Source organism: Butyrivibrio sp. FC2001 (assembly GCF_000424125.1).
GTDB lineage: Bacteria > Bacillota > Clostridia > Lachnospirales > Lachnospiraceae > Butyrivibrio.
In genome coordinates this window covers 275193-301653 of the sequence record NZ_AUJH01000003.1, presented here as the reverse complement: position 1 = coordinate 301653, position 26461 = coordinate 275193, and the positions used below count along the sequence as shown (strand labels likewise).

The 26461-nt window shown below is 42.7% G+C and carries 27 protein-coding genes and 1 tRNA gene; 5 read left to right on the top strand and 23 right to left on the bottom strand.

Annotation, left to right across the window (positions count from 1 at the left end):
- Positions 1 to 27 precede the first annotated feature (27 nt).
- From G601_RS0101335 to G601_RS0101305, 7 genes are all read right to left on the bottom strand, one after another.
- Complete coding sequence (locus G601_RS0101335; RefSeq protein ID WP_026664226.1) at positions 28 to 888, bottom strand: serine/threonine protein kinase; 861 nt, start codon at positions 886 to 888, stop codon at positions 28 to 30.
- On the bottom strand, positions 876 to 1499 hold the full coding sequence (locus G601_RS0101330; protein WP_026664225.1) for a hypothetical protein: 624 nt from the start codon (positions 1497 to 1499) through the stop codon (positions 876 to 878). Before G601_RS0101330 ends, G601_RS0101335 begins: the two co-directional genes overlap by 13 nt.
- A 155-nt stretch (positions 1500 to 1654) precedes the next feature.
- Positions 1655 to 2914: a S41 family peptidase gene (locus G601_RS21475; protein WP_196808783.1), complete on the bottom strand. Its 1260-nt coding sequence runs from the start codon at positions 2912 to 2914 to the stop codon at positions 1655 to 1657.
- Between the two features lie 53 nt (positions 2915 to 2967).
- On the bottom strand, positions 2968 to 4191 hold the full coding sequence (locus tag G601_RS0101320; protein ID WP_242834359.1) for a murein hydrolase activator EnvC family protein: 1224 nt from the start codon (positions 4189 to 4191) through the stop codon (positions 2968 to 2970).
- Between the two features lie 29 nt (positions 4192 to 4220).
- Entirely contained in the window at positions 4221 to 5117 is an 897-nt protein-coding gene (gene ftsX / locus G601_RS0101315; protein ID WP_026491641.1) for a permease-like cell division protein FtsX, read from the bottom strand.
- Positions 5104 to 5793, bottom strand: a complete 690-nt coding sequence (gene ftsE, locus G601_RS0101310) for a cell division ATP-binding protein FtsE (protein ID WP_026491642.1) — start codon at positions 5791 to 5793, stop codon at positions 5104 to 5106. Before ftsE ends, ftsX begins: the two co-directional genes overlap by 14 nt.
- A gap of 228 nt (positions 5794 to 6021) precedes the next feature.
- Positions 6022 to 7104 carry a PucR family transcriptional regulator gene (locus G601_RS0101305; protein ID WP_026664223.1) on the bottom strand — a complete coding sequence of 361 codons (1083 nt, stop codon included), beginning with the start codon at positions 7102 to 7104 and terminating at the stop codon, positions 6022 to 6024.
- 179 nt (positions 7105 to 7283) lie between these two features.
- Between G601_RS0101305 and G601_RS0101300 the strand changes: the two genes are divergently transcribed.
- Positions 7284 to 7475 carry a YjfB family protein gene (locus tag G601_RS0101300; protein WP_026491644.1) on the top strand — a complete coding sequence of 64 codons (192 nt, stop codon included), beginning with the start codon at positions 7284 to 7286 and terminating at the stop codon, positions 7473 to 7475.
- 49 nt (positions 7476 to 7524) lie between these two features.
- Here the strand turns inward: G601_RS0101300 and G601_RS0101295 are convergent, their stop codons facing one another.
- The 3 genes from G601_RS0101295 to G601_RS0101285 are packed head-to-tail and all read right to left on the bottom strand — an operon-like array spanning position 7525 to position 10929.
- Positions 7525 to 8358: a CvfB family protein gene (locus G601_RS0101295; RefSeq protein ID WP_026664222.1), complete on the bottom strand. Its 834-nt coding sequence runs from the start codon at positions 8356 to 8358 to the stop codon at positions 7525 to 7527.
- Complete coding sequence (locus G601_RS0101290) at positions 8352 to 9119, bottom strand: acyl-[acyl-carrier-protein] thioesterase (protein ID WP_035790148.1); 768 nt, start codon at positions 9117 to 9119, stop codon at positions 8352 to 8354. Before G601_RS0101290 ends, G601_RS0101295 begins: the two co-directional genes overlap by 7 nt.
- 4 nt (positions 9120 to 9123) lie before the next feature.
- A complete protein-coding gene (locus G601_RS0101285; RefSeq protein WP_155834430.1) occupies positions 9124 to 10929 on the bottom strand; it encodes a DUF6020 family protein in 1806 nt (601 codons plus the stop codon).
- 61 nt (positions 10930 to 10990) lie between these two features.
- Here G601_RS0101285 and G601_RS0101280 point away from each other — a divergent pair, with 61 nt between their 5' ends.
- Positions 10991 to 12586, top strand: a complete 1596-nt coding sequence (locus tag G601_RS0101280) for a hypothetical protein (protein ID WP_026664219.1) — start codon at positions 10991 to 10993, stop codon at positions 12584 to 12586.
- Here the strand turns inward: G601_RS0101280 and G601_RS0101275 are convergent.
- Complete coding sequence (locus G601_RS0101275) at positions 12557 to 12994, bottom strand: sugar 3,4-ketoisomerase (RefSeq protein ID WP_242830047.1); 438 nt, start codon at positions 12992 to 12994, stop codon at positions 12557 to 12559. The two genes, G601_RS0101280 and G601_RS0101275, sit on opposite strands and share 30 nt — an antisense overlap.
- Before the next feature lie 136 nt (positions 12995 to 13130).
- On the opposite strand from G601_RS0101275, the gene G601_RS21470 reads away from it, so the two are divergent.
- Together G601_RS21470 and G601_RS0101265 are read left to right on the top strand one after the other, a co-directional pair.
- The gene (locus G601_RS21470; RefSeq protein ID WP_051200849.1) at positions 13131 to 14279 is read left to right on the top strand and encodes an AI-2E family transporter; all 1149 of its coding nucleotides are present in this window, start codon (positions 13131 to 13133) and stop codon (positions 14277 to 14279) included.
- 2 nt (positions 14280 to 14281) lie between these two features.
- A complete protein-coding gene (locus G601_RS0101265; protein ID WP_026664218.1) occupies positions 14282 to 15961 on the top strand; it encodes a GGDEF domain-containing phosphodiesterase in 1680 nt (559 codons plus the stop codon).
- A gap of 58 nt (positions 15962 to 16019) precedes the next feature.
- Here the strand turns inward: G601_RS0101265 and G601_RS0101260 are convergent, their stop codons facing one another.
- From G601_RS0101260 to mtaB, 12 genes are all read right to left on the bottom strand, one after another.
- The gene (locus G601_RS0101260; RefSeq protein WP_026491651.1) at positions 16020 to 16655 is read right to left on the bottom strand and encodes a CPBP family intramembrane glutamic endopeptidase; all 636 of its coding nucleotides are present in this window, start codon (positions 16653 to 16655) and stop codon (positions 16020 to 16022) included.
- 118 nt (positions 16656 to 16773) lie between these two features.
- A tRNA-Gln gene (locus tag G601_RS0101255) sits at positions 16774 to 16846 on the bottom strand.
- 142 nt (positions 16847 to 16988) lie between these two features.
- The gene (locus G601_RS0101250; RefSeq protein ID WP_026664217.1) at positions 16989 to 19100 is read right to left on the bottom strand and encodes a glutamine synthetase III family protein; all 2112 of its coding nucleotides are present in this window, start codon (positions 19098 to 19100) and stop codon (positions 16989 to 16991) included.
- A 108-nt stretch (positions 19101 to 19208) separates the two neighbouring features.
- Positions 19209 to 20465: a peptidase U32 family protein gene (locus tag G601_RS21465; protein ID WP_035786013.1), complete on the bottom strand. Its 1257-nt coding sequence runs from the start codon at positions 20463 to 20465 to the stop codon at positions 19209 to 19211.
- Between the two features lie 13 nt (positions 20466 to 20478).
- Complete coding sequence (locus G601_RS0101240; protein ID WP_026664216.1) at positions 20479 to 21120, bottom strand: O-methyltransferase; 642 nt, start codon at positions 21118 to 21120, stop codon at positions 20479 to 20481.
- Positions 21117 to 21512 (bottom strand): endolytic transglycosylase MltG, encoded by a 396-nt coding sequence (locus G601_RS0101235; protein WP_026664215.1) that lies wholly within the window; start codon positions 21510 to 21512, stop codon positions 21117 to 21119. The genes G601_RS0101240 and G601_RS0101235 overlap by 4 nt, the downstream gene beginning before the upstream one ends.
- 17 nt (positions 21513 to 21529) lie before the next feature.
- Positions 21530 to 23212: a ribonuclease J gene (locus tag G601_RS0101230; RefSeq protein ID WP_026491655.1), complete on the bottom strand. Its 1683-nt coding sequence runs from the start codon at positions 23210 to 23212 to the stop codon at positions 21530 to 21532.
- Positions 23209 to 23667 carry a Fur family transcriptional regulator gene (locus G601_RS0101225; RefSeq protein WP_026491656.1) on the bottom strand — a complete coding sequence of 153 codons (459 nt, stop codon included), beginning with the start codon at positions 23665 to 23667 and terminating at the stop codon, positions 23209 to 23211. Before G601_RS0101225 ends, G601_RS0101230 begins: the two co-directional genes overlap by 4 nt.
- A gap of 15 nt (positions 23668 to 23682) precedes the next feature.
- A complete protein-coding gene (locus G601_RS0101220; protein WP_026491657.1) occupies positions 23683 to 23943 on the bottom strand; it encodes a DUF1292 domain-containing protein in 261 nt (86 codons plus the stop codon).
- The gene (gene ruvX, locus G601_RS0101215; RefSeq protein ID WP_026664214.1) at positions 23943 to 24380 is read right to left on the bottom strand and encodes a Holliday junction resolvase RuvX; all 438 of its coding nucleotides are present in this window, start codon (positions 24378 to 24380) and stop codon (positions 23943 to 23945) included. The genes G601_RS0101220 and ruvX overlap by 1 nt, the downstream gene beginning before the upstream one ends.
- Entirely contained in the window at positions 24380 to 24655 is a 276-nt protein-coding gene (locus G601_RS0101210; protein WP_026491659.1) for an IreB family regulatory phosphoprotein, read from the bottom strand. The genes ruvX and G601_RS0101210 overlap by 1 nt, the downstream gene beginning before the upstream one ends.
- A 50-nt stretch (positions 24656 to 24705) precedes the next feature.
- Positions 24706 to 26055 (bottom strand): tRNA (N(6)-L-threonylcarbamoyladenosine(37)-C(2))-methylthiotransferase MtaB, encoded by a 1350-nt coding sequence (mtaB, locus tag G601_RS0101205; RefSeq protein WP_026664213.1) that lies wholly within the window; start codon positions 26053 to 26055, stop codon positions 24706 to 24708.
- Between the two features lie 88 nt (positions 26056 to 26143).
- Between mtaB and G601_RS0101200 the strand changes: the two genes are divergently transcribed.
- On the top strand, positions 26144 to 26374 hold the full coding sequence (locus G601_RS0101200) for an HPr family phosphocarrier protein (protein ID WP_022760362.1): 231 nt from the start codon (positions 26144 to 26146) through the stop codon (positions 26372 to 26374).
- Positions 26375 to 26461 lie beyond the last annotated feature (87 nt).

The window sequence follows — 26461 nt, the reverse complement described above, 5'->3', positions numbered from 1 at the left end:
CGATATCTCTTAATTTTAACATAGGATTTATAAAAACTCAATCGTGTCACAGGTTCTTACAATATCAATAAAAACTCCGCATATTTCCTCATCTGCCCTATATCTGCCCGGAAACCTAATTAGAATATTTTTATAAAATTTCTGTAGCAGAAAAATATTTTTCCCCGCCTTGATCTTTAGCAGATCCTTTCTAAGCTCAGCTGCTGTGGGATACCTTTCTGTCGCGCTTGGCATAAGGCACTTATTTAAAACAGCTCTCATCTCATTCTCAAATCTTTTTGAGACAGTTGCCCTTTTAAGAAGTCTCTCCATGGTTTTTCCAAGCTGATATATATCAACCTGAAAGCTCTCGCTTCCAAGTCCCCCGTATTGCTCAGGTGCAGCGTAGTTCTTTGTTCCAGCAAGTAGCACCTCTCCATTTTTTATGTCACCGCCTGCATATCCTTCCAATATCCTGGCTGTTCCAAAATCTATCAGGAACATATTTCCATGGTCATCAATCATGATATTTGAGGGCTTTATATCCCTGTGGATGACAGGCGGATTTAATCCATGGAGCTTAACCACGAGACTTGCCATGTATACAAACAGCTTTTTTAAATCCCTCTCTGACAGCCTTTCTATTTCAATCCTGTCGAGAGTCTTTCCCGGAATCACACTCATAACAAGTGAACCATCCTTTTCACCATAAAACGCAGGCGCTTCCACATAGCCCTCCTCTGTCAGATACTTAAGTATATTCGTCTCATTTTTTAGCTGCATGAAGGAAGCTCTTTTATTACCCGCCTTTTTCACAATGCATTCAGTCTGTCTGTTGCACAAATAACCACGATAGATTTCACCATTTCCGCCGCTTGCAATGTGGCCTGTAATCTCTATTTCATGCATAAGGCAGCTGCCGTCACCGGCCTCTCCTCTCCCCTGCTAAATAACAGACTTCTAAGATATTCAATGTTTTCCTGCATTGTCTCATCATCTATACACATCTGTGGACACATTCTTTTGTGAATATCTGCCCCAAGCTGCCTTTCATAAAAAGACTGGGTTCCCACAATAAGCGTACTCCCTTCTGACAATCTCCCTGTGGCGTAGCAATAATCTACTGATGCGTCGCCCACATTTTCGCAGTGAATTTCCGTGGCTCCGGTCCTTCCAATTCTCATTACCCTGTTATTTCCGCGGTTCATAATGTGATAATTAATTCCCTTTAATATCAGAATAGTGATATCCGGATTTTTCCTTCTGCGGATAAGACCGCCCTTTCCGAATCTTATAAAAAGCCTTTGAAGACAGTTTTCAATATCACCATCCGCTTCCTTGTATATCATTTTCTCGGCCGCTCTTATGATCTTATCATTTAGCTTTGCAGCCTTTTTATGTGCACTTAATACCATCACAACTACGTCAGATCGCTTTTTTGTATGGACTGCCTTTATCATCAATCCATCATTATTCAATTTTTCTCCGGGCTCACGCAAAGTGGCCGCATAGTACTCCAATTACTACACTTCCTTTCAAATTTTATATTTTGCAAATGGAATAAATACCCGATGACATCGGATATTGAATCAGAAATAAAAACATAGATGAATATATCTTAGAAATAGCGTTATGTCAATAAAAAAGTAGAGGGGAGAACCCTCTACTTAAAATGTTATGCAGCCTCATCCTCGGATACATCTGCCTTTGATATTTCTTTTTTCAAAATCTCAATAGCCTTATTGAGCTGATTATCAGTACCGTCCTCGTTGTACTTTTCGTTATCAAGCGCTATCTCCACATCAGGAGTAATGCCCACGCCGTTGATGTCATTTCCCTTAGGTGTGAAATAGTTGCTGATTGTAAGCTTAACTGCCGTTCCGTCTGTGAACGGGAAGATTCTCTGTACAACGCCCTTACCGTAAGTGGTCTCACCAACTATTGTTCCTACGCCGTAATCCTTGATGGCACCTGAGAGTATCTCAGAAGCACTCGCAGAATAGCCATTTACAAGAACTACAACAGGGATGTCGATTTTCTTGGTTCCGTCGCACTCATAATCCTCACGGTTACCATCTCTGTCCACTGTATAAACGATGTCACCCTTGGGAAGTATCTCTCTTGCTATATCGCATACAGCCTGAAGGCTTCCGCCGGGATTTGATCTAAGGTCAAGAACAAGTGCTACCATGTTCTGATCCCTGAGTTCCTTCATTCCGGCTTTAAACTGCTCTGTCGTTACGGAGTCAAATTCGGTAATACCAAGATAACCGATATTATTTTCAAGCATTGTGGTGTTGACTGTCTGAGCCTCAACCTTGTCACGCTTTACCTTAAACTCCAAATAATCAGACTCACCCTCTCTGTAAATGGTGAGTTTAACCTCAGTACCGATCTCACCTCTGATCATTCCGACTACTTCTGAGAGTGTCATGCCCTGAACGCTCTGGTCTTCAACCTTATAGATCACGTCGTTGGCTTTAAGTCCGATCTTCTCAGCAGGTGACTCCTTGATCGTTCCAGTGATTCTTGGAAGATTGGTGTCTTTATCCATACTGACATAAGCACCGATACCATAGTAAACCCCCTGGGTATCAGACATAAGGTCCTCATACTCCTTTGGTGTGTAGTATTCGGAATAGGGATCTCCAAGAGAAGAAACAACACCCTTATAAATAGCGTCAGCCTCTGCCTGTCTGTCGATCTCTGTTTTATAATAGTAGGTTCCAATGGCATCCTCTATAACTTTGACTTTATCTATGGTTTCCTGCGTCAAAGCTGTTTCCGTATTGGTAACATTCCCCTTCACAGGAGTAAATGCGACTCCTTTTATCTTTACAATCAGGAATCCAACCGCCACAAGAAAAGCAGTTCCGAAAATTCCCAGCACCAATCCAAGGAAGAGCATTCCAATTCTGTTATCTCTTTGCTCCATAGTAACACTTCCTTTCGCCCTGAATGTCATCTGCACAACCGGCAGATTATCTATTATTTCAAATAGTTCCAGGGACTAACATAATTTCCGTTTAGTCTTACTCCAAAATGAAGGTGAGGTCCTGTAGATCTTCCTGTTGAACCTACCGATGCAATCTTCTGTCCCTTAGTTACCTCCGCACCTGTGGATACACTAAGAGATGACGCATGCATATAAACAGTATATAAACCACTTCCATGAGATATCATAACATAATTTCCCATAGTTGAATTATAAGCCGCAGCAACAACCTTACCATCATAAGCAGCCAGAATAGCCGAGCCGCTAGGAGCTGCAAAATCCACACCATTGTGCATCTTCTGAATACCCAGCGTGGGATGCATTCTCATACCAAAATTATCGGATATTCTCGAATATGAAGGACATGGCATTGCAAACATTCCGCCATCATACTTTCTTACATTCTGAGCAGCAAGCTCTGCCTTTTCTGCCTCAACTGCCTTCTCAAGAGCTGCAATAGTGGCATTTTCCTCCGCAATCTGCTTCTCATATTCTGCAATTGCCGCCTCTTTATCCTTAATATCACCGGCGATGCTGTTGACCTCTTTGTTCTTTTCAACAATAAGATTCTGAAGGTTCTCTTCCTCGATCACCACATCTGCCTTGGCTTCATCAAGGGTCTTCTTCTCCTCCTCCAGAGCCTCCTTTGTAAGAGTTGTGAGCTCAGTATGTGCAATATACTCCTCAAGCTTTGCCCTGTCATAGGCAGACAGTTCTTCTATATACTCCGCCTTGTTAAGCATGTCCGAAAAGCTTCCGGCCTCAACAAAAAACTGAAAATACAGCGCATTTCCCTTTTCATACATGAAGCGTATTCTGTCTTTCATAGCTTCATACTGTTCGTTCTGGATACGGATAGCTTCTTCAAGCTCCTCCTCCGTCTCCTTAATGCTCTGTTCCTTTTCTGCTATCTTCTCGGTAAGCTCATCTATCTTTTTCTGAATACTCTCAAGATTAGCATCAAGCTGTGTTATGTAGTTATTCAGGTCTGTTTTTTCTTTTTCCAGGGACTTTTTCACATTCTGAAGGTTTGTCAGGGAATTCTTCATTGTATCCCTTTCCTTCTTGGCATTGGATATCTGTCCCTCCTTCTGCTTTATGCTCTCGGTCGTAGCCTTCGCATAAACATGAGAAGTATTAAAAGAAACTGTGCCCGCAAGCAGGCACAGAACCATGACCACCCCAATTATTCTTTTTCCGATTCCTCTGCTGTCCAACGTATAGCAGCCTCCCAAATGTTGCTCTTTTATACATGTAAGTGTTTACGTACGGTTGTAACACTTCCAAGAAAACCAATTCCCACACCAATAAGTATTGAAATAGGCGTAAGGGCTTCGAATATCTTTCCTACAGGGAGGATATCCAGTATTGAATTCAGCATTGAAAATCTGATTGCCAAAAACTCAGCTGCCTTATTGTAAACAAAGTAGGTAATTACAAGTGGAATAAGTGAGCCGATAAGTCCGATAATAATACCCTCTATTACGAAAGGTGCACGTACGAAAAAGTCCGTAGCGCCTATGTACTTCATAATATTGATTTCTTCTTTTCTTACAGAAATACCGATCGTAACAGTATTGCTTATAAGGAAAATTGAAACCAGAAGAAGTATTCCTATAATTCCGAGTGATACATACGCGATCAGACTGTTGATACCACTAAGTGTTGAAGCAGTAACCTCTGATCTGTTGACCATTCTTACGCCATCAATCGACTCAAGATATGTAACCAGAGCAGGCTGCATCTTTACGTCACTAAGATATATCTGCAGGTTGGCAGAATCCTCAAGGGGATTCTCTGTGAATCCGTCCGCATATTCGCCAAGATAATCTGTCTTGAAGCTCTCCCATGCATCCTGAGCTGATATGTACTCAACCCTGCTTACCTCCGGGCGCTTTTCGATCATGCTCTTGGTTGCAAGGATCACATCCTCACTTATGCCCTCGTTAAAAAATACTGTAACTGATACACCCTCTTCAGCGGTCTGAACTACATGCTGAAAATTGGTAACTATTGAATAAAACACGCCAAACAGGAACAAACATGCACTTATTGTTGCAATTGAAGCAAGTGTATACCATCTGTTTCGTCTAAGGTTTTTAAATCCCTGCCCCAGCGTATATAATAAACTACTCATCCTCATCGTGATACTCACCCTCTTCTTCGTCGTGAATCACGACGCCTTTTTTCATAGTAATAACGCGCTTGTGCATCGCGTTAACAATCTCCCTGTTATGAGTAACAACTATAACAGTTGTACCGTTCAGATTAATCTGCTCCATGAGCTTCATAATTTCCCAGGTATTATTAGGATCAAGGTTACCTGTAGGCTCGTCTGCAAGCAGAATCTCGGGCTTATTAACAATAGCCCTTGCAAGCGCAACTCTCTGCTGCTCACCACCTGCAAGCTGAGTAACCTTACTCTTATACTTTCCTGCAAGTCCTACCATTGCAAGAACTGAAGGAACGTTCTTCTTGATATCCCTGGTGGATTTCTGAATTATTCTCTGGGCAAACGCAACATTCTCATACACATTTCTGTCCTTGAGAAGACGGAAATCCTGGAATACAATGCCCAGTTTTCTTCTGAACTTAGGGATGTTTCTGTGGCGCATTCTGCCAAGATCCTGTCCCATTACTGTGATGGTTCCGTCTGAAGGAACAAGCTCTCTAAGCAGGAGCTTGATCAGAGTAGATTTACCTGATCCACTGTCTCCCACTATAAAAACAAATTCACCCTTCTTGATATGAAGGGTGACTCCATTTAAAGCTGGTGCGCCCGTTGAATATGACTTGGTCACGTTTTCAAGCGTGATAATATCATCAGCCAGGTCAGTTGCGACTGAGCGCTTTCTTTTGTTAACTTTTTCCATACCAAAAATCCTCTTAAATTATTTCTTCGCGATACACGGCTTTCTCCGTCCTTCGGACTCCCGAAATCCTACGGCCATTCGGAATCCGCACTATCGTGCTACTTCCTCATGCCCGTTCAATTCCCAAGGTCATAAGTCGTTTTGTGCAAGCACAACGACTTCGACTTTGGTAATTTAGTATCGCTCCATGTATTTCATATATCTTACAACCATGAGTGCTATCTTAAATGTGATCGCATCATCAAAGACCCTAAGGTCAAGTCCTGTGCTCTTCTGAAGCTTATCAAGTCTGTACACAAGTGTATTTCTGTGTATAAAAAGCTGTCTGGAAGTCTCAGAAACGTTCAGGTTGTTCTCGAAGAACTTATCAATAGTAGCAAGTGTCTCCTGATCGAATCCATCAGGATTTTTACCACCGAATATCTCGCGGATAAACATCTTGCAAAGCGGTATCGGCAGCTGATAGATAAGTCGTCCGATTCCAAGCTCCCCATAGCTTATAACCTTGCGCTCATCAAAGAAAATCCTTCCTACATCAAGAGCCATTTTAGCCTCTTTGTAAGAGCGGCTGACCTCCTTGATCTCGCCAACAACTGTACCGATCGCAATATGAACACCTGTAATGCCAAGCGATTCAAGATGCTCCTGAAGCTCTGCTGCTGCCTTGGATATATCCTCGGGCTTGCCATACTCAGACACATCCTTAACAACTATAACATTATCTTCGTCAACCTCAGTTACGAAATCTCCGCCATTACCGGTAGTGTGTGTCCTTACAAGCTCAAGGACATTATTCTCTCTTACCTTATCTGCTGAAATAATCATGGTAACACGCTTGGAATCAGCAGGAATGTGGAGTTTCTTCGCTCTACTATATATATCTACCAAAAGCAGGTTGTCAAGGAGAAGGTTCTTGATAAAGTTATCCTTATCAAAGCGTTCTTTATAAGCAACCAGTAGTCCCTGTATCTGGTAAGCGATCATCTTTCCGATCGTATATGTGCTCTCGCCACTTCCGGCAGCAATCAGGATATACTCAAGCTGCTGCTCGTCATACACCTTAAAGAACTGGTGTCCCTGAACCTCCTGTGAATCTGCAGGTGATCTTACAAAGTCCCTTACAGACTCTCCCATGTTCGCAAAATCCGGTTTTGTAGCAGCAACTTCATTGCCATCTACATCCAGCACGCACAGGTCAACATGGGCAATCCCTTTCAGCCCATCTAAAGTATTTTGAAGGATTTGATTTGAAATCATAGATAATCTCCCACGATTATATTTTCATTGTTCTTCTTACATTCTACTCGATAAATGCATAAAAATCCACAAATTTTATTTAATTTTTTGTTGATTTTCCATAATAAAAATTTAAACACTTTGTCCGATATAAGATATAGAGTAGTAGAAGCGTATTCCATGCGCAAAAGGAGGTGCTTATGGACATACCCGAATTATCAATGGCATTATCAGCAAGCAAGGTGCAATCAGACTGGGGAACAGCTATGCTCTCCAAAAATCTTGATGCCCTCAAAGAAGTTGGCGGTACCATTGAAGAGATGTTGGATGTGTCCGCCCTCGAGAGATCCGTAAATCCCAATTTGGGTGGAAGCATCGACGTCAGAGTTTAACATCAAAACATTATGAACGCCCCATGCCTGGCATGGGGCGTTCTACTTTTTATTTAATGCGAATATCGCTCTCGCCTATCTCTATCTTACCTTCCTTAAGAAGATGTCCGACAGCGCGTTTAAATTCATTCTTACTCATGGACATTTCCTCCCGGATACGCTCAGGAGATGCCTTATCGGTGAAAGGAAGTACTCCTCCGTTTTTCTCCATCTTTTCAAGGATAACCTGTGCATCAGTATCTATCTGGAGATATGCCTTCTCACGAACACTGAGTGTAAGCTTTCCATCCTCGCGGACTTCAATAACTCTCGCAGTTATCTCATCCCCGATCTTAATATCTCCATAGAGCTCCTTCTTGGGTATAAGCGCTGAGAAAATATCATCAACAGCTACAAATACTCCGAAGTTACTGCTTGTCTCGTAAACCGTTCCGCGAACTCTGTCCTCCTTATGATAAGGACTGTCCGTGCGAAGGAATTCATATACATTCATGGTCACGGCAAGTCTTCCGGATTTATCAACGTACAGCGCACACAATACACTCTCGCCAGCCTTCACCTTCCTGGTCTGCTCTCTGAATGGCAAAAGCACATCCTTCTCAAGCCCCCAGTCCATAAATGCTCCGATCTTGCCCACATCATTTACCTTGAGCATATTTACCTGACCGAGCATAAGCTTAGGTGTTCTTGTTGTAGCTATAAGCCTGTCATCGGAGTCCTTGTACAAAAATACAGAGAGCTTGTCTCCGAGCTTTGCATCCTCCGGCACCTGCTTTTTAGGAAGAAGCACCTTATCGTCGCTTCCCTCCTTCTCTGCAAGGTAAACACCAAAGTCTACCTGTTTTATAATTATCAGTTCCTGTTTTTCTCCAATTCTTAACATTTTCCTGTCCTTTTTATCTCTACTATTGAATATGGCTTACCATTTGTATCATTTAGCGCAGCCGTATATACGCCGTCCTTCATATATATCACAGGACTTATCTCATCACCAAGATGAGCCTGCTGTCTGTATTCAGCTCTTATCTGAATTCCGTTCCTGCTTCCGGCAAGAGCCTTTAACTCATCAAGCCCTTCTCTTCCCGCAACAAGGTCAAAGGACTGAAGCGCAATCCTGATATACTGCCCGTTATTTACATGATTATTGGAATCAAGGTGATGCATTCCAACCTTTTTCACATCGGCCTCATAGCTATCAGCATCCTTGGGGATTGCTATCTTCCTGGGCTCATAGTTCATCGGAAGCTTCTCATCCAGCGGGTATGTCTCTATCACCGCGTCATCAATCCTTGAAGGGCTACCCTCCTTCATATTGATCAATGACCACACCGAATTAGCAGTCGCCAGCCTCTCTCCGTGCTCGGTATTCATGAAAAAGTTACGAAGTCCAATGAAACCCTTAAGCTCATAGGGCAAGGTTCCGATTATAATTCTCTCTCCAAGACTGGGAAGTCTGTTCACCACGACCTGCCAGCTGTTTATCACCCAGGCGAGTCCCCTCTCTCCCATGTATTCCATGGTCGCAGGTCCCTCCTGAGTCTGAAAAGTCGAACAGTCCTGAAAATAATCTATCAGTGATTCGAAGGTCAAAAACTGCTCAAGATCTGTTTCAGTATATCTTATTCTTGAATTAAACGTATACATACTCTCACATCCTGTTTTCACATTTCTGCGTCTTCATAATCATAACACAAATTGAAAGAGTTAGCGGCATCAGCATGGTTATACCATACTCGTATCTGAAATCAACCACCGGTGCAGCAATTAAAAGCGTGAAAATAAGCGCCGCCTGCAGAATGATTGGAAGCAGCAGCTTTTTATTACTTCCCCTTCCAAGCATCACGAAAAGAGTAAAAATCACAAGCCAGGTATAGGCGCCCGCACACCACAGCATTCCATACAACGGCACGAAGCTTCCAAGCTTTATCAGTATCTCTTTTCCCTTAACTACTGCCTTCCCGCCTATAAGCGGAGTGGGAACCAGGCCATAGTTGTTCCCCATTATGCCATCTATGTTACCGACATCATAGGGAATATCAGGATACACATATCCGCCCTCTAAGTCAAACCATGCCCTCACATAGTCCAGGGGATATTTAAGTCCAAGGCGCATCCAGAGCTCCGTATAGGTCCCCTTGTTATTCTCTATCACATCAGGGTGACCTGCTCTTACAAGCTCCTTCATATTATCAGCAAAATCGGCTGCGTAAAGCTCATGAATATATGTAGTATCTATGACAGCATCTATGAGCTCCTTATCCTCCGCGGTAAGCTCTCTGTCTTCCACAAGTACTCTTGCAACCTGCTGAATGGGAAGAGACAAAGACTCGGTAAAATCAGGCTGGATTATCCCTGCAGCATTCATCACAGGCCCCTTGATCACTACTACAACAATTATTGCAGCGGCAATTGAAGCCAGTACTTTCGCCATTTCCCCTCTGAACATCCAAAGCATAAACGGCACGCAGAGCAAAAACGCATACCATCCATTTGATCTAAAGAGAGCCATCAAAACTGCCAGGATCGACAGAATAACATAATCAAAAGCTCCATTCTTTTCCTTCATGGCCATATCGCAGAGTCTGCAGCCCATAAGCATCATAATGCCTGCAAAGGGAACGTCCTTCCAGATTGTCACTGCAAATACCGCATTAAAGGGCACCAATGCAAAGAATACCAGTGAAAGAAGAAACCACCTGCCTTTTCCAAGAACCTTTCTAACCTGAAGCACAGTTCTTCCACAGCAAAGAGAAAGAAATATCATCTGTGCTATGGTATAGAAGCTTATGGCCTTATTCACATCCCCTGTAAATCTAATTCCTAAATTATAAAAAATTGAAATACAAAGAGTATGAATGACAGGGTGATGGTTCGACCAGGGATTCACGCCGATCACCTGCTCGTACTGGACGATAGAATCCGCCGTCATTATTCCGGGATATTCATATAAAAAATATGGAAACCAGCATAGGAAGCAAATTATAGCAGAAAGAAGAACCACGGCAAGACCTCTCACCGCACTGACCTCATTGGTTGCAGCACACTCTCTTTCTGGTGACGCATTCGAAGCAATAGCATTATTTTCAGCAACGCCATTTTTCCTATTTACAAGAAAGGCTCCAAATCTTATAGCTGAAAGCACCACAAGAAAAAGTCCTGCAAATATGATCGTCATTCCCACAATTCTAAAAAGCGAACTGTCAAAACCGGAAACAGCCTTTTTTCCAAATAAAACTGTGATAGCAGCTGCTGCCAAAGCAGAGATACCAGCCATCAAAGCTCCGGTAGTTTTATTAATTCGAATCTGAGATTTCTCCCAAAGAATAAAAAACAACACAAAGAAAACAAGTGTAAGCGGGTTTCTCACAGTCATGCCCAAAAGCAGTTGGAGCCCCCAGGTACACATAAACGCCACAAAGGCATTCTTCAATTCTTTTGTATTATGTCCAACCATATCTGATATAATCCTTTTAGAAATATTAGGCCAGAAAGCCCGGAAGGAACTACATTATCTCATGGAAAAAACAGTCCCCTCAACAAACAGTATAAAAATATATGAACTTATTTACTATATTTATTTTTTAGTCCTCTTTGGAGCAAAAGCGGTTGGTCTTTACGATGGACAGACGCTTTACAACGCCTGCCTTGTTCTTGGAGTCCTTGCCTTTGGCGCTAAGGTTCTCTCCACAAGACACAACCTCGCTGAGTATCTTGTAATGGCATCTATCTTATCAGTAGGAGCCCTCACCTATCTGTGCTCCGGTGAAAAAGGACTTCTCCTATACTTTACCATGATGCTCGGCATGAAGAGCATAAACGAAGAAAGGGTAATGCGAATTGGATTGTGGGTACTTGGCGCTTCATATTTTATCCTGTACCTTATGGCAGTCACAGGCATTATCCCCGAACTAAACCACATGAACAGACGCACCGGTTACGGGTATCTCCTTCGTCACTCATTAGGCTACCCCTATCCCAACACCACTCACACGACACTATTAATTCTGCTTATCCTGTTCTTCTATCTATATAAAGCTGACAGCATAAAGCAGCTCCTTAAGGCATCAATAATTGCCATGCTCCTTAATCTGTACATTTACGCCTACACAGTAAGTCTTACAGGCCTTCTGTCTATAACGATCTATCTGGCAGTAAACCTGTATCTGCAGGCACGGACGCACAGATCCGGGCTCGAGAATGCTTTAATCCGCCTTCTCTTCCCTGCCATTGTAATATTTTCAATCGTTGGTCCCCTTCTTGCCAGGGGAAGCGTATTTACATTTTTAAATAAGCTTCTGCACAAGCGCTACGAATACGCTTTATACTTCCTGACTAATGAAAAGATCACACTTTTCGGATCTTACTTTAAAAAGCCGCCGACCAACTGGTATATGCTGGACAATTCCTTCCTGTACCTTTTCCTGCAGCTTGGAGTGATTCCCTTTGCAGTAGTCTGTATTTTGTACCTTTTGTGGATAAAAAGGCTTGTGTCCGAAAACAAAACCCGCGAGCTCGCTATCATAATAACCTTCTGCTTTATAGGAATGAGCGATCCCTTCCTGTTTAACCTAAGCTACAAGAACCTGACCTTTATCTTCCTTGGAAAATGGCTCTATGACGCATTGACAAAGCAGGCAGATAAATACCCCGCTATATTAAAAAAGGAATTCCTCATTCTGCCCTTTGGTGAAAAGGAGCTAGCATGTAAGCCTCTCTTTTCCTCAAAAGCAAAGAGCTTTTTCGCAGGTCCTTTTTATGAAATCGGAACCCATATCATAAAATATGCGCTTATTTTTGCCATAATCGGCATGATCGGCAGCGTATGCTATAGCAAAGCCGTAGCAGAGCCCCAGGTTCTCTATGTAAATACAAAAATCGCAGATCCGTATTTCAAGCATAAAAACATCGAAATGACTCAGGAAGAGGTGGACCTCGCCCTTGCAGAAGGTAATATCGTAGAAGGCTATAATCCCGAGGATCCCACCATGTATGTCTTCAAGAAAAAAGCTCCGCATATGGAGTATATACGAAGCATAATATCCTGTGGTTTATGGACCGGACTTATCTCTGTTTTACTGATATCAGTTATCAGAGTTATTCGCAAAGAATGATATCTCTTTTACGTATTCATCATAGTCTCTGATGTACTCGCTTGCATCATAATGCTCACTTGCAAGAACCAGAAGAACCGAATCCGCACTGAAATCATACATCTCCTTCCAGACCATGTTTGGGAGATAGATTCCGGTGTTGGGTCTGTTGAGGCAGAATATAGCCTCATTTCCGGCGCCGTCCAAAACCTTTACCTTGCTGGTTCCGGCTACATTTATAAGTACAAATTCTGTCTTCCTGTTTGCATGCTGTCCGCGCACGACAGTCGCATCACTTCCATACATATAGAAGGCTCTTTTTATTTCAAAGGGTATATCCATTCCGCCTTCAACAATGACGAGCTGGCCTCTCTCATCTCCCATGTCCTTGAACTCGATCATCTTTACGCGGTCCATATGATTTAACATTTCCAAACTCCTATCCGTATATAATTAAACGAAACTTAATACTTTTTTAATTGAATCCTGTCAGGTCAAATAATAGAATGTACTTATAAAATACTATAGATTGGGGGTTTGTGCAATTTAAGCACAATTACATAATATGAATTTTTTAAAAAAATGCGTAAACCAAAAATGGTTCCCTTACACTGTTGCTTCCTGTTCTGCCGTACTTTTGTTTCTTGGAGTATCGCATATTAACCTGTTTTTTCAAGCGCTTGGTACTCTTGGAAAGTATTTTTCGCCGGTAATCACAGGACTTATCCTTGCTTATGTCGTTCATCCTCTGGTTGCTTTTTTTGAGAAAACCATATTGTCAGGGATAAAGCAGGCAGGCATCAAAAGATCAATAGCTATTTTATTATCAGTTGCCATCATAATACTGTTTATTGCAATTCTTATGATCGCACTTATCCCTCAGCTGGTAGACAGTGTAACCAACTTTGTTTCAAACCTGGACGGCTACGCCGCTTCACTTGAATCACTGCTGAATAAACTGAGTACCACTGCAGGAAAATATCACGTTGACCTGTCGGGAATCACTGAAAAAATCAATACATTCCTGTCACAGTTTGCCCAGAAGCTCCCTGCTGCAATGTCTCAGATCATTAACGTTTCCGCAGGTATTGGTCAGGGATTCTTCACCTTTATTTTAGGATTTATTCTGGCTATATATTTTCTTGCCGGAAAAGAGAAGCTCCTGTATGGCACAACAAGGCTTATGAAGTTATTTGTTCCCACCGCAATGTATGAGCGCATGAGCATCTTCTGGAGCACCTGCAACGATATCCTTAAGCGTTACATCGCCGGCGATATCCTTGACGGCTTACTTGTAGGAATAATCAACTGGCTGTTTATGATCATTACCGGAATGTCCTATTCCGTACTGATCTCACTGTTTGTAGGAGTTACAAACCTTGCTCCCACCTTTGGCCCCATCGTCGGAGCCATAATAGGCGGATTTATACTTGTACTGGTAAATCCTCTCCATGCTCTTATTTTCCTTATCTTTACGATAGTTCTTCAGACCATGGACGGATATGTAATAAAGCCCAAGCTGTTTGGTAATACCCTTGGCGTTTCATCCGTTTGGATACTTGTAACTTTGGTAGTTGGCGGAAGAATGTTTGGAATTGCAGGAATCATGCTTGCAATACCTTTCGCAGCTATCTTCAATTTCACTTATCAAAACTGGATTCAGAAAAAAGAAGCCCTCTTAGCTTCCCAGAATGAACCACCTAAAGAGGAATAGCTATGAATGTAGAGGAGTATACATATCAGGAACTCAAGCATATGTTGGATTACATGAAGCGGATGTACGATACTGTCCGCCTCGTTGATCCTGTCGAATGTCGTGAGGTTTCAGTAGATACCTCTGGAGATCTTCACTATGAAAAGGAATGCCATGCAGCTTGGAACGCAGCCTCAAGATGTTCAAACTGCTGCAGTTATCGTGCTGTCATGAGTGGCCAGCGTCAGACCAAGGTAGAGGTTTATGATGGTCACAGATTCCTTATCCAGTCTATCCCGATCAAGCTAATACTCCCTGACAGAAATAATTTTTCCTGCGTTATGGAGCTCATCAGTATAGATGATAAGGAAGGGGAAATAATTGAAAATCCCCCTCAGATATCCGCAGGCCAGGATGGCCGTCAGATGTCCCAGGGTACTGCTGAAGCAGACTATACCGCAACCCACGATATTCTCACAAGACTCTATAACCTTGATGGAATATGCCGCGAGGTAAGACGTCTTCTTGTTGATGACCCTGATGTGGACCGCATTCTCATAACAGGTGACATCCGCCATTTCCGCACTCTCAATGAGCGCTACGGAACTCAGCGCGGCAACGAAGTTCTTATGGCCATCGCAGATATGCTAAGGAAAAGATGCGGCTCCGACACCATTTACGGCCGCACCCACGCAGATCACTTCGTACTCTGCATGCCTGAGGAGCGCTTTGACGAAGGAATTTTCATGGATGCCCTCGAAGAGATTGGGCAGATGATAGACACAGAGAACTATCACCTGTACTTCCACCTTGGCGTATTCAGAATTGAAGATCCCGATATACCGGTCAGCCTGATGATAGAAAGAGCTGACCTTGCCCTTAAGACCCTGCACGAGCAGAGAGAAAACATCCTGACCTTCTATACTAATAAGCTTCTTAAGCAGACAGAGATGGAGAATGAGTTCCTCAGCTCCTTCAAGGAAAGACTAGAGGACGGTCAGTTTCATATTTATCTGCAGCCGGTTTTCGATGGGGACATGAATGTAACAGGAGGCGAGGCACTCACCAGATGGATCAAGCCTGACGGAACCGTGGTCTCCTCCGAAAAATATATCCACATACTTGAAAAATCCGAGCACATCGCTGATCTTGATACGATGAACTGGGAGCTCGTTATGAAGCAGCTGCAATCATGGCAAGATACAGCCCATAGCGACCTTGTAATCTCCGTAAACGTATCTCCCAAGGATCTGTTCTATATGGACGCCTTAAAGAAGATCAAGGAGCTTGTAGAGATCTATCAGATAGATGCCAATCAGCTGATACTGGAATTTTCCGAAATAGATCTCATGAAGGATACGGAGCAGCGCCTTGCTATCCTGGATCGCTTCAAGATGGAAGGCTTCAGAATTGCCATTGATAACTTTGGCGAGGGCAATCTCTCCCTCCATATGCTAAAGGAGCTCCATACAGATTATGTAAAATTTGACAGAACCTTCATTGCCGGTATCGGGGATGAAAGAAACAGAATTGTATTAGAAGCTGCTGTAAAGCTTGTTAAACAGCTTGGAATGACAGTAGTTGCAGAGGGTATTGAAACCGAGGAGCAGTTCTCATATCTGAAGTCTCTTGGCTGTGACAGATTCCAGGGCTACTACTTCTCACACGCTATACCTATTGATGAATTTGAATCAAAATATTAAAAATAATATTCAGGAATTTTTCCATAAAAAGACGGGTGCCGAAAAGCACCCGTTTTAATTATCTAAGTGATATTCTCGCAACGTCGTATACGATTGCAGGAACGTGTTGATACATCATGAAAAGCATATGAACAGTTATCGGAACATATATGTTTCTCGTACAGAAAAACGCTATAGCATACGGCAGTGAAAGAACCATAGCCTCCACAACTCCCAGCGGAAGATATGCATAGCTGAATCCGCAAAGTACAAGTCCAAGAACAAATGTAAGCATCGCTGATGTCGCTGATTCAAAATTCATAATAGCTTTTCTGAAAAATAATTCTTCCGATACAGGACATAGGAAAAGAATTGTTACCGCATACAATAATTCACCGATATAACTATTCTCCCAGGTAATACCGAAGGTACCATCCAGAACACCGATAAAATTGGCCTGTATGAGATTCATCTTAACCATGTAGGCTATCTGTGCACCTACTACTGTAAGAGCAACAGGAATCCAGAACTTCTTAAGACTCTTAAAATTACAGGAATACTCTTTAAATGAAAAGTCCCTGCTAAAGTAAACAACAAGAACCAGATAGAACACAAAGAATATATAAAGTGTCTTAAAAGGCTTTATTATACAAAATGCTATAAACAGTAGCTCCCACACTATTGGGAACGCAAGATTCTTAATTTGAGATTTCACAACGCACCTCTAAGCTTGATTCATCTATTCAAACAATTATAGCACAACAACCGTTATATTTAAAAATAATTATCTATGATAAAAAAACTCCTCAGAGATATTTCTGAGGAGTTATTAGCTGGGCTAGTAGGATTCGAACCTACGGAATGACGGAGTCAGAGTCCGTTGCCTTACCGCTTGGCGATAGCCCATCGACAAGAATGAATTATACGCATATCTAGAATAAAATGCAAGCACTTTTTTCAAAAATCGTTAATTCGTTTATTGGTTGTATAAAATTACCCTCATCCAGTGGATGAGAGTAATGGAATTCTTCGCTAAAATTCGCTAAGCTCAGCCTTCAAACAAAAGATCTGCGTATGTAGGGAACGGCCAGTCATTCTTATCAACAAGCATCTCAAGCTTATCAGCAGGAGCTCTGAGTGCCTCCATGGAAGGAACTACTGTATCCTTGCAGAAATATGCGCGCTTTCTTGACTCTGCAATGGTTCTTGCCTTCTCTTCATTCTTAATAAGCTTATCAAGAGCCTTCTTCATGTCATCAAGAAGTGACATTACTTCTTTAAGCTCGCCGACCATGACATCTGCTGAAACTCCGGTGCTTGTAACCTGATTAACGTCTGTAGCAAGTCTTCCTGCATACTTCATTACAGCAGGAATGATCTGCTTACTTGCCATATCGATCATGGTAAGAGCTTCGATGTTGATTGTCTTTGAGTAGGTCTCAAAAATAATCTCCTGGCGTGCCTCAAGCTCAGAATGTGTAAATACGCCAAACTTCTTAAAGAGGTCGATTGCCTTCTTGGTTGTAAGAACCTCAGCTGCCTCGATTGTGGAAGGAATATTGGGAAGACCTCTTCTCTTAGCTTCCTTCTTCCACTCCTCAGAATATCCGTCACCATTGAAGATTACTCTCTCATGCTCTGTGAGATATTCCTTAATGATGTCGTGAACTTCCATATCAAAATCATCAGCCTTCTCAAGTCTGTCAGCAGCCTCGCAGAATGCCTCTGCAACAATTGTGTTAAGAGCAGTATTTGAGCTTGCCATAGAGTCAGAAGAACCTACCATACGGAACTCAAACTTGTTACCTGTAAATGCGAAGGGTGATGTACGGTTTCTGTCTGTAGCATCCTTCTCAAATTCAGGAAGTGTTGAAACACCGGTCTTAAGCTTTCCGCCGCGCTTTGATCTTTTAGCTTCACCTGTCTCAATAAGCTGGTGAACCACATCCTCAAGCTGCTCGCCGAGGAACATAGAGATAATAGCCGGAGGTGCCTCATCTGCGCCAAGACGGTGATCGTTACCAACGTCTGATGCGCTCTGTCTGAGGATATCAGCATGTCTGTCAACAGCCTTCACTATGCAGGCAAGAACAAACAGGAACTGAATATTTTCATTAGGTGTATCGCCGGGATCAAGGAGATTAACTCCATTATCCGTGCAAAGAGACCAGTTATCGTGCTTACCTGAGCCATTAACACCGGCAAAGGGCTTTTCATGCAGAAGGCATCTCATGTTGTGGTGCTCTGCTACTCTCTTCATGGTCTCCATGATGATCTGGTTGTGATCTACAGCAATATTAGCTGTCTCGTAAATAGGTGCAAGCTCGTGCTGTCCGGGAGCAACCTCGTTGTGCTGGGTTTTTCCGGGAACGCCAAGCTTCCAAAGCTCGTCGTTAAGGTCCTTCATGTACTCTCCGACACGCTCTCTGATAACGCCGAAGTAGTGATCCTCCATCTCCTGACCCTTGGGCGGAAGTGCTCCGAAAAGTGTTCTTCCTGTAAAGATAAGGTCAGGTCTCTTAAGGCTCTTCTTCCAGTCAACAAGGAAGTATTCCTGCTCGGGACCAACTGAAACATTTACTTTCTTGGCATCGGTATTGCCAAAGAGATGAACAATCCTTAAAGCCTGCTTATTTACAGCCTCCATGGATCTGAGGAGGGGAGTCTTTTTATCAAGAGCCTCTCCGTTATAGGAACAAAATGCGGTGGGTATGCAAAGAGTCACGCCTGCGCCTGTCTCCTTCAGGAAGGCAGGGGAAGTGATATCCCAGGCTGTATAGCCTCTTGCCTCGAATGTTGCACGAAGACCGCCTGACGGGAAGGATGACGCATCGGGCTCACCCTTAATGAGATCTTTTCCTGAAAAAGATGTCATCATATGTCCATCACCACGGGCACTTGTAATAAATGCATCGTGCTTCTCAGCAGTTATTCCGGTAAGCGGCTGGAACCAGTGTGTATAGTGCGTTGCACCGTTCTCCATAGCCCAGTTCTTCATGGCATTAGCCACAGCATCCGCAGATGCAAGTGAGAGGTCTCCGCCATTTTCCATGACCTGAATGACCTCTTTGTACACACTCTTAGGGAGACGCTCACGCATTCTCTCGAGTGTAAATACATTCTTACCGAATAGTTCCTCAACCTTGACCTGTTCGCTCATAAACACCTCATTCTTAAATTTTTTCATAATATGCCAATGATTGTACATCATAACACAAAAATACTCAAACACTATAATTATAGTGTCTGAGTATTTAATAATTTTCTCTTAGCAGGATATGTTCTCTGATGAGCCTGTATGAACTCTTAAAATGTCATACTTCTCAGTTTCCTTATCAAGCTTAATATATAATACTTCCTTCGGATGAGGACAGCTCTCGACCTCTTCTCCGGCCTCGTTGATTATACCAAGAACCTTTGTCTCGATATCTCTTCCGTCGGGCTTCATTATCTCTATAGTATCGCCAACGCAGAATTTATTCCTCTGCTCGATCTTGGCAAGACCGTCCTCTGTAACTTCGCCAACAATACCAAGATATGTGTACTCATTAACATAAGTGTTGGCATCATAAATCTGAGCCTCGTCAGAAGGCTTACCAAAATAGAATCCTGTTGTGAACTGTCTGTAAGTGCATCTGGAGATCTCATCAAGATACCAGGGCATATTCTCCCTGTACTTCTCCTCTGACTCGAAATAGTCATCTATTGCCTTACGATAGGTTCTTGCAACTGTAGCTACATAGAGAGCTGTCTTCATGCGTCCCTCTATCTTGCAGCTGTCAACACCTGCATCTACAAGCTCCGGAATATGCTCTATCATGCACAGATCCTTGGAATTGAAAATAAAGGATCCTCTCTCATTCTCATAAACAGGCAGATACTCTCCGGGTCTTGTCTCCTCCACAACAGCGTACTTCCAACGGCAGGGATGAGTGCACTCACCGTGGTTTGCATCTCTTCCTGTAAAGTAGTTGGATAACAGGCATCTTCCTGAATAGCTGATGCACATTGCTCCGTGGATAAAGCTCTCAACCTCAAGATCATCGGGGATATTCTCGCGGATTTCCTTTATCTCCTTTAATGAAAGCTCTCTTGCTGCAACTACTCTCTTTGCGCCAAGATCAGCCCAGAACTTATAGGTCTCGTAGTTTGTATTATTAGCCTGTGTGGATACATGAATATCTATCTCAGGACAGATTCTTCTCGCCATCATGAACATGCCGGGATCAGCAATAATAAGAGCATCAGGACCAAGCTCCTTGAGCTCATGGAAATATTCCTCTGCTCCCTTAAGATCATCATTGTGGGCAAGGATATTAGCGGTTACATGAACATGAACGCCATGCTCGTGTGCAAACTTAATACCCTCAGCCATATCATCATGGCTGAAGTTCTTTGCCTTGGCGCGAAGCCCAAAGGAGTTACCACCGATATACACGGCATCTGCTCCAAAAATTACTGCTGTTTTTAATACTTCAAGGCTGCTGGCAGGTATAAGCAGCTCAGGTTTTCTTCTTTCTCTCATTATTACCTATCCTTTATAACTTAAGCGACATCGCCATTCCGTCGCCAACATTCAAAATAACACTTTCAAGCTCAGGGTCATGCTTTATTGCAAACAGATACTCCCTCATTCTCTCATGGATCGTACGATTTCTTCTGGTCACAGCAAATCGTGACTCCATAACATCTCCATCCTGGAGCACATTGTCGGACAAAAGCAGTCCTCCCTTTACAAGAAGTCTCTTGCAGTCAGGCAGAAAATTGATATACTGCCCCTTTGCCGCATCCATAAAAATAAAATCATACTGCCCTGAGAGGCCCGCCAAAATATCTGCCGCGTCCCCCTCAAGCAGTGTGATTTTTTTGTTTACGTCGTACTTATCAAAATTTTCATGAGCCACCGGAATACGCTTCTCAAACTTCTCAATTGTAGTTATCTTCGTATCCAGATCCGAGTAGGTCGCCATTAAAAGTGCTGAAAACCCAACGGCACACCCTACCTCCAAAATATTCTTCGGATGATTCTGCCTTAGAAGAAATCTTATAAAGCTCTGAGTATCCTTCCTTATAATCGGAACATCATCCGCAAGAGATTTTCTCTCAAGCTCATCCAGAAATGGCTCATTGCCCTGATCAAGTGAATTGATAAAGGTGCTTATTCTCTCGTCACTGATCAATTTCCAGCCTCCTCTTTGTCTGCTTCAATTGTGGAAGCGCACATAATGCCTATTATCTCATCAGGAGTCATGGAAGGACTAAGCTCATAGGTGCCCGGAGCGATCATTCCGTGATACTCTGAAAAACGCTCCTGCATCCAGAACAGAGTCTTATCCTTGACCAGTCCTCTGTTTTCCAAAAGCTCTGCAATATCTCCCACAGACATGCTGTCCGTTATTGAAACAGTCACAGTCCTTGTGTCATACTGCGAAGCCGGAAGCTGATTGTATATGTTATATCCATAGCTATATGCAAGTGACGCATATTTGCTGATCAGCATTATAGCCACAATAACCAGAAAAACCTTCACTATTGTATCTACAATACCTAAGCCTACACTCCTTACGTTCATAACTCCTCTTTCCCTAATTAGTAATTAGAATCCATGATAATAGGGAGAATCATGGGTCTTCTCTTTGTCTTCTTCCAGATGAAATCAGACAGGCCTTCTTTAACAATATTCTTAAGCTTATTCCAGTCTGTGATTCCCTTATCAAGAGCCTCGCTGACATCATCAAGAACGAGATCTGTTGCATCGTCTATAAGTTCATCGGATTCGCGAACATACACAAATCCTCTGGATACGATACTGGGACCAGATACAAGCTGTGCATTATCTCTGTCAATGCCAAATACTACTATAACTATACCGTCCTCAGCAAGTCTCTGCCTGTCGCGAAGAACCACGTTACCGACATCTCCTACTCCAAGACCATCAACAAGGATAGCTCCTGTAGGAACCTTGCTCACTACCTTCGCGCTGTCCTCCTTTAACTCGAGGACATCACCGGATCTGATGATGAAAATATCATCCTTATCCATTCCAAGTCCCATAGCGATGTTCTTCTGAGCTATCAGATGCTTGTACTCACCATGAACAGGTATTGAGTACTTAGGACGAACCAGTGTGTAAATAAGCTTAATATCCTCCTGGCATGCATGTCCTGATACGTGAACATCCTGGAAAATAACATCAGCACCTCTTACAAGGAGGTCGTTGATGATGTTTGTTACAGCCTTCTCATTACCCGGTATGGGATGAGATGAAAAGATTATGGTATCGCCGGGACGAATGCTTATCTTCTTATGCTGTCCGCTGGCCATTCTGCTAAGAGCAGCCATACTCTCACCCTGGCTTCCTGTTGTAATGATAACAGTCTGATTATCAGGGTAATTCTTGAGCTGATCTATATCTACAAGTGTATTATCCGGAATCTGAATGCACTCGAGCTTCTGGGCAATATCGATAATATTGACCATACTTCTTCCCTCGACCACAACCTTTCTTCCGAATTTGTATGCAGTATTAATTATTTGCTGAACACGGTCTACGTTTGAAGCAAAGGTAGCAACTATAATTCTTGAATTGCTGTGCTCCTCAAACAGTGAATCAAAGGTTTTTCCAACCGTGCGCTCAGATGCTGTAAATCCGGGACGCTCTGCATTTGTGGAGTCACACATAAGTGCAAGGACTCCCTTTTTACCAATCTCACCGAATCTCTGAAGGTCGATAGGATCTCCAAAAACAGGTGTGTAATCAACCTTGAAGTCACCTGTGTGCACAACGATACCTGCAGGCGAATAAATAGCAAGAGCTGCAGCATCTACGATAGAGTGGTTAGTCCTTATGAATTCTACCCTGAAATCACCAAGGTTAATGGACTGTCCAAACTTTACAACCTTTCTTCTTACCTTCTTTAAAAGGCCGTGCTCTTCAAGCTTGTGCTCTATGATTCCCATTGTAAGTCTTGTTGCATAAATAGGAACATTGAGCTCTTTTAATACATAGGGAAGCGCTCCGATATGATCCTCATGTCCATGAGTTATTACGAAGCCCTTTACCTTATCTATGTTGTTCTTCAAATATGTGATGTCCGGTATTACAAGGTCGATTCCCAGCATATCATCATCAGGGAATGACAGACCACAGTCCACCACAATAATACTGTCCTCATATCTGAAGGCAGTAATGTTCATACCAATCTGTTCAAGGCCTCCAAGCGGTATAACCTGAAGCCCTGAAGCAGAATTATTAGTTTTCTTTTTATTCAATCAGTTTTTCCTCCACATTCGTTGCAATATCCGTAGAGTTTAACCTCATGATCAGTAACTTTAAATCCGGTCTTCTCGGCGATTTTGAGTTCCAGACCTTCAAGCATGTCCTCCTCAAATTCCAAGACCTTCCCACATTTAACGCATATCAAATGATGATGGTGGTGTGCGCCACCGTCCCTCGCATCATGAGCAAGCTCGTAGCGTTCTACTCCATCATCAAAGTTCACCCGATCTATAAGATGTAACTCCATTAGTACTTGTATAGTTCTATAAACAGTAGCCAATCCAATTTCAGGATGCTCTGTCTTTACCAAATTATAAATATCCTCAGCAGTCAGATGTTTCCCGGGATTCCTGCCAAGTATTTCCAACATGATGAGTCTCTGGTTTGTAACCTTGAGACCCTTTTCTTTTAGTAATGCCTTGAATTCATCGGTAGAAACCGTTCCCATGGATCATACCCCCGGTTAATCCAAACCTATATCATCCTCTTCAAGCAGCTTTCTGAAAAGTGCAGCAACTGCTTCAAGCTCTTTGTCATCATCAACAATAGTATAATTAGCCTCTGCTTCGCCTTCCTCTGAATCATCGCGAAGTATGAGGGCCTCTCCGTCACCATCCTCTGTATCTGTCACGAGGATATATGATTTCGCACCAATCACTGTCTGTTCCAACACAAAAAAGTCCACGGGTTCTTCACCCTCAGGACGGAATGTTATTTTTTCCATTATTTACTTTCCTTTTCCGTTTCGCGGTTATCAAGATAGTCCTGCAAAATAATCTGTGCAGCAATCATATCCACATATTCCTTGCGATCTGACTTCTTAATACCTACTTCGTCCATTATGGCATCAGCCTCAACTGTTGTAAGGCGTTCGTCCCACATGATTACAGGAATAGACGTCCTTCTCTCAAGCTTATCCCTAAACTCCTCAGAGAGAACAGAACGCACCGACTCAGACTGATCCATGTTCAGCGGAAGCCCCAATACTATGAGCTCCACACCGTACTCCTGAATCAGCTCTTCAATACGAGCTAGTGTTTTTCGAAGTTTGTTCTCTTCTTTTCTACGGATAATCTCTTTAGCCTGAGCTGTCAAAAGAAGTTCATCGCTGATGGCAACTCCGACTGTCTTAGATCCGTAATCCAAACCCATAATTCTCATTATTTTCTGGACCAGTTATTATTTTTTATATACTCTGTGAGCATCTCTTCAACCAGCTCATCGCGCTCAACCTTCATAATAAGGCTTCTGGCACCCATGTGGCTGGTAATATATGTAGGATCTCCGGACATAATATAACCCACAATCTGGTTTACAGGGTTATATCCCTTCTCAAGAAGTGCTTCATATACGATTGAAAGGACCTTCTTGACACCTGTCTCAGGATCAACCTCTACTTTAAAAAATTGTGTATTGCCAAGATTATTATCTGCCATATTGCTATCCTCGCTAAATGATTACTTAAAAAAATAATACCGCATTACGCTTAAATAAGCAATGTATCGTCTCTTAAGAAACTCTTAAACGTGTGTGTAGTAATGCTTCCGGACGTTATATTAAGTGCCTCTGCCTGCTCCTTGGGTACAGCCACCCTCACATATCTGGTGGTAAGGCCGATCATGTACCTCTTACCGCCTATCTCTTCAACGTCCTCCCAGAGGATCTTCTCTGTCTTGCCGATGAAGCCTTCGCGATACTTCTTTGACTGCTCTTTAGTCATTGTGAGAAGCACATTACTTCTTGCTGTCTTTTCCCTGTCAGTAAGCTGATCCTCCATCTTGGCAGCAACTGTGCCCTTTCTCGGAGAATACTTGAAAACATGCATCTCGTAAAAATTGATATCCTCAGCAAACTTCCTGCTCTCTTCGAAGGTCTCCTCCGTTTCACCGGGGAATCCTACTATAATGTCTGTTGTTATTGCAGGTGCCTCGTAGGCTTCCCTTAGGAGCCTTACGCTATCCATGTATTCCTCCGCAGAATAATGTCTGTTCATCCTCTTTAAAGTGTCATTGCTTCCGCTCTGAAGAGAGAGGTGGAAATGAGGACAAACCTTGGAAAGAGCCGCCATCCCCTCTGCAACCTCTTTTGTAATTATTCTGGGTTCAAGGGAGCTGAGTCTTATTCTTTCTATGCCATCTATAGCATTAAGCTTTTGCAAAAGCGGTAAAAGGGCGGATTCTCCCTTATCAACACCATAGGAACTGATGTGAATTCCCGTAAGAACTATCTCCTTACAGTCATCCTTTGCGAGCTTTTTAACCTCATCCAGGATATCCTCCTCATCTCTGCTTCTGATTCTTCCTCTGGCATAAGGGATTATGCAATATGTGCAAAACTGATTGCAGCCATCCTGGATCTTGATATATGCCCTTGTATGTCCGGGCATGCTGGCAAGCTCCATGCGTTCATATATCTGCTCAGGATCGTTGATCTCGGTAACGCTGAGTCCTCCAAGTATTTTGTCTGCTGCCTGGCCTGACTCCTCTTCCTTCTCCCTGAAATACTCCTCAAGAATGCTTACTATCTCAGCCTTTTTGTTGTTTCCGACGATCAGGTCTATGCTGTCATCCAGCTTAACTCCCTCTTTGTCGGTCTCAACATAACAGCCACAGGCCACTACCACCGAATCAGGATTTTTTCTCTTTGCACGATGCAGCATCTGTCTGCTCTTGTGGTCTGCAATAGAGGTAACTGAACAGGTATTTATTATGTAAATATCTGCCATTTCATCAAATGACACAATCTTATATCCACATTCTTGTAACTTTTGTCCCATGACATCTGTCTCGTACCTGTTTACCTTGCATCCGAGACTATGTAGGGCGACACTTTTCATATTAAACCTCCGTTATTTTTGACGTATATAACATTGACTTTTAACGTCCTTCCGTTTATTATGAAGAAAAGAAGGAGGTATTTGCGCAATGAAAACCGTAAAAATTTCTTTAAACTCTATCGATAAGGTAAAATCCTTTGTAAACGATATTACAAAGTTCGATTATGATTTCGACCTTGTATCTGGTAGATACGTAATAGACGCAAAGTCCATCATGGGTATTTTCTCACTCGATCTTTCAAAGCCGATCGACCTTAACATCCATGCTGAAGACGGCGCCGACGAAGTGCTTTCAATCTTAAAGCCTTACATGATCTAATCTTAGATCTAAATTCAAGAAAACTACTGAAACCTGCGACCTGGTCGCAGGTTTTTTTAGCACAACCTCTGCCAAAGGACAGATTTC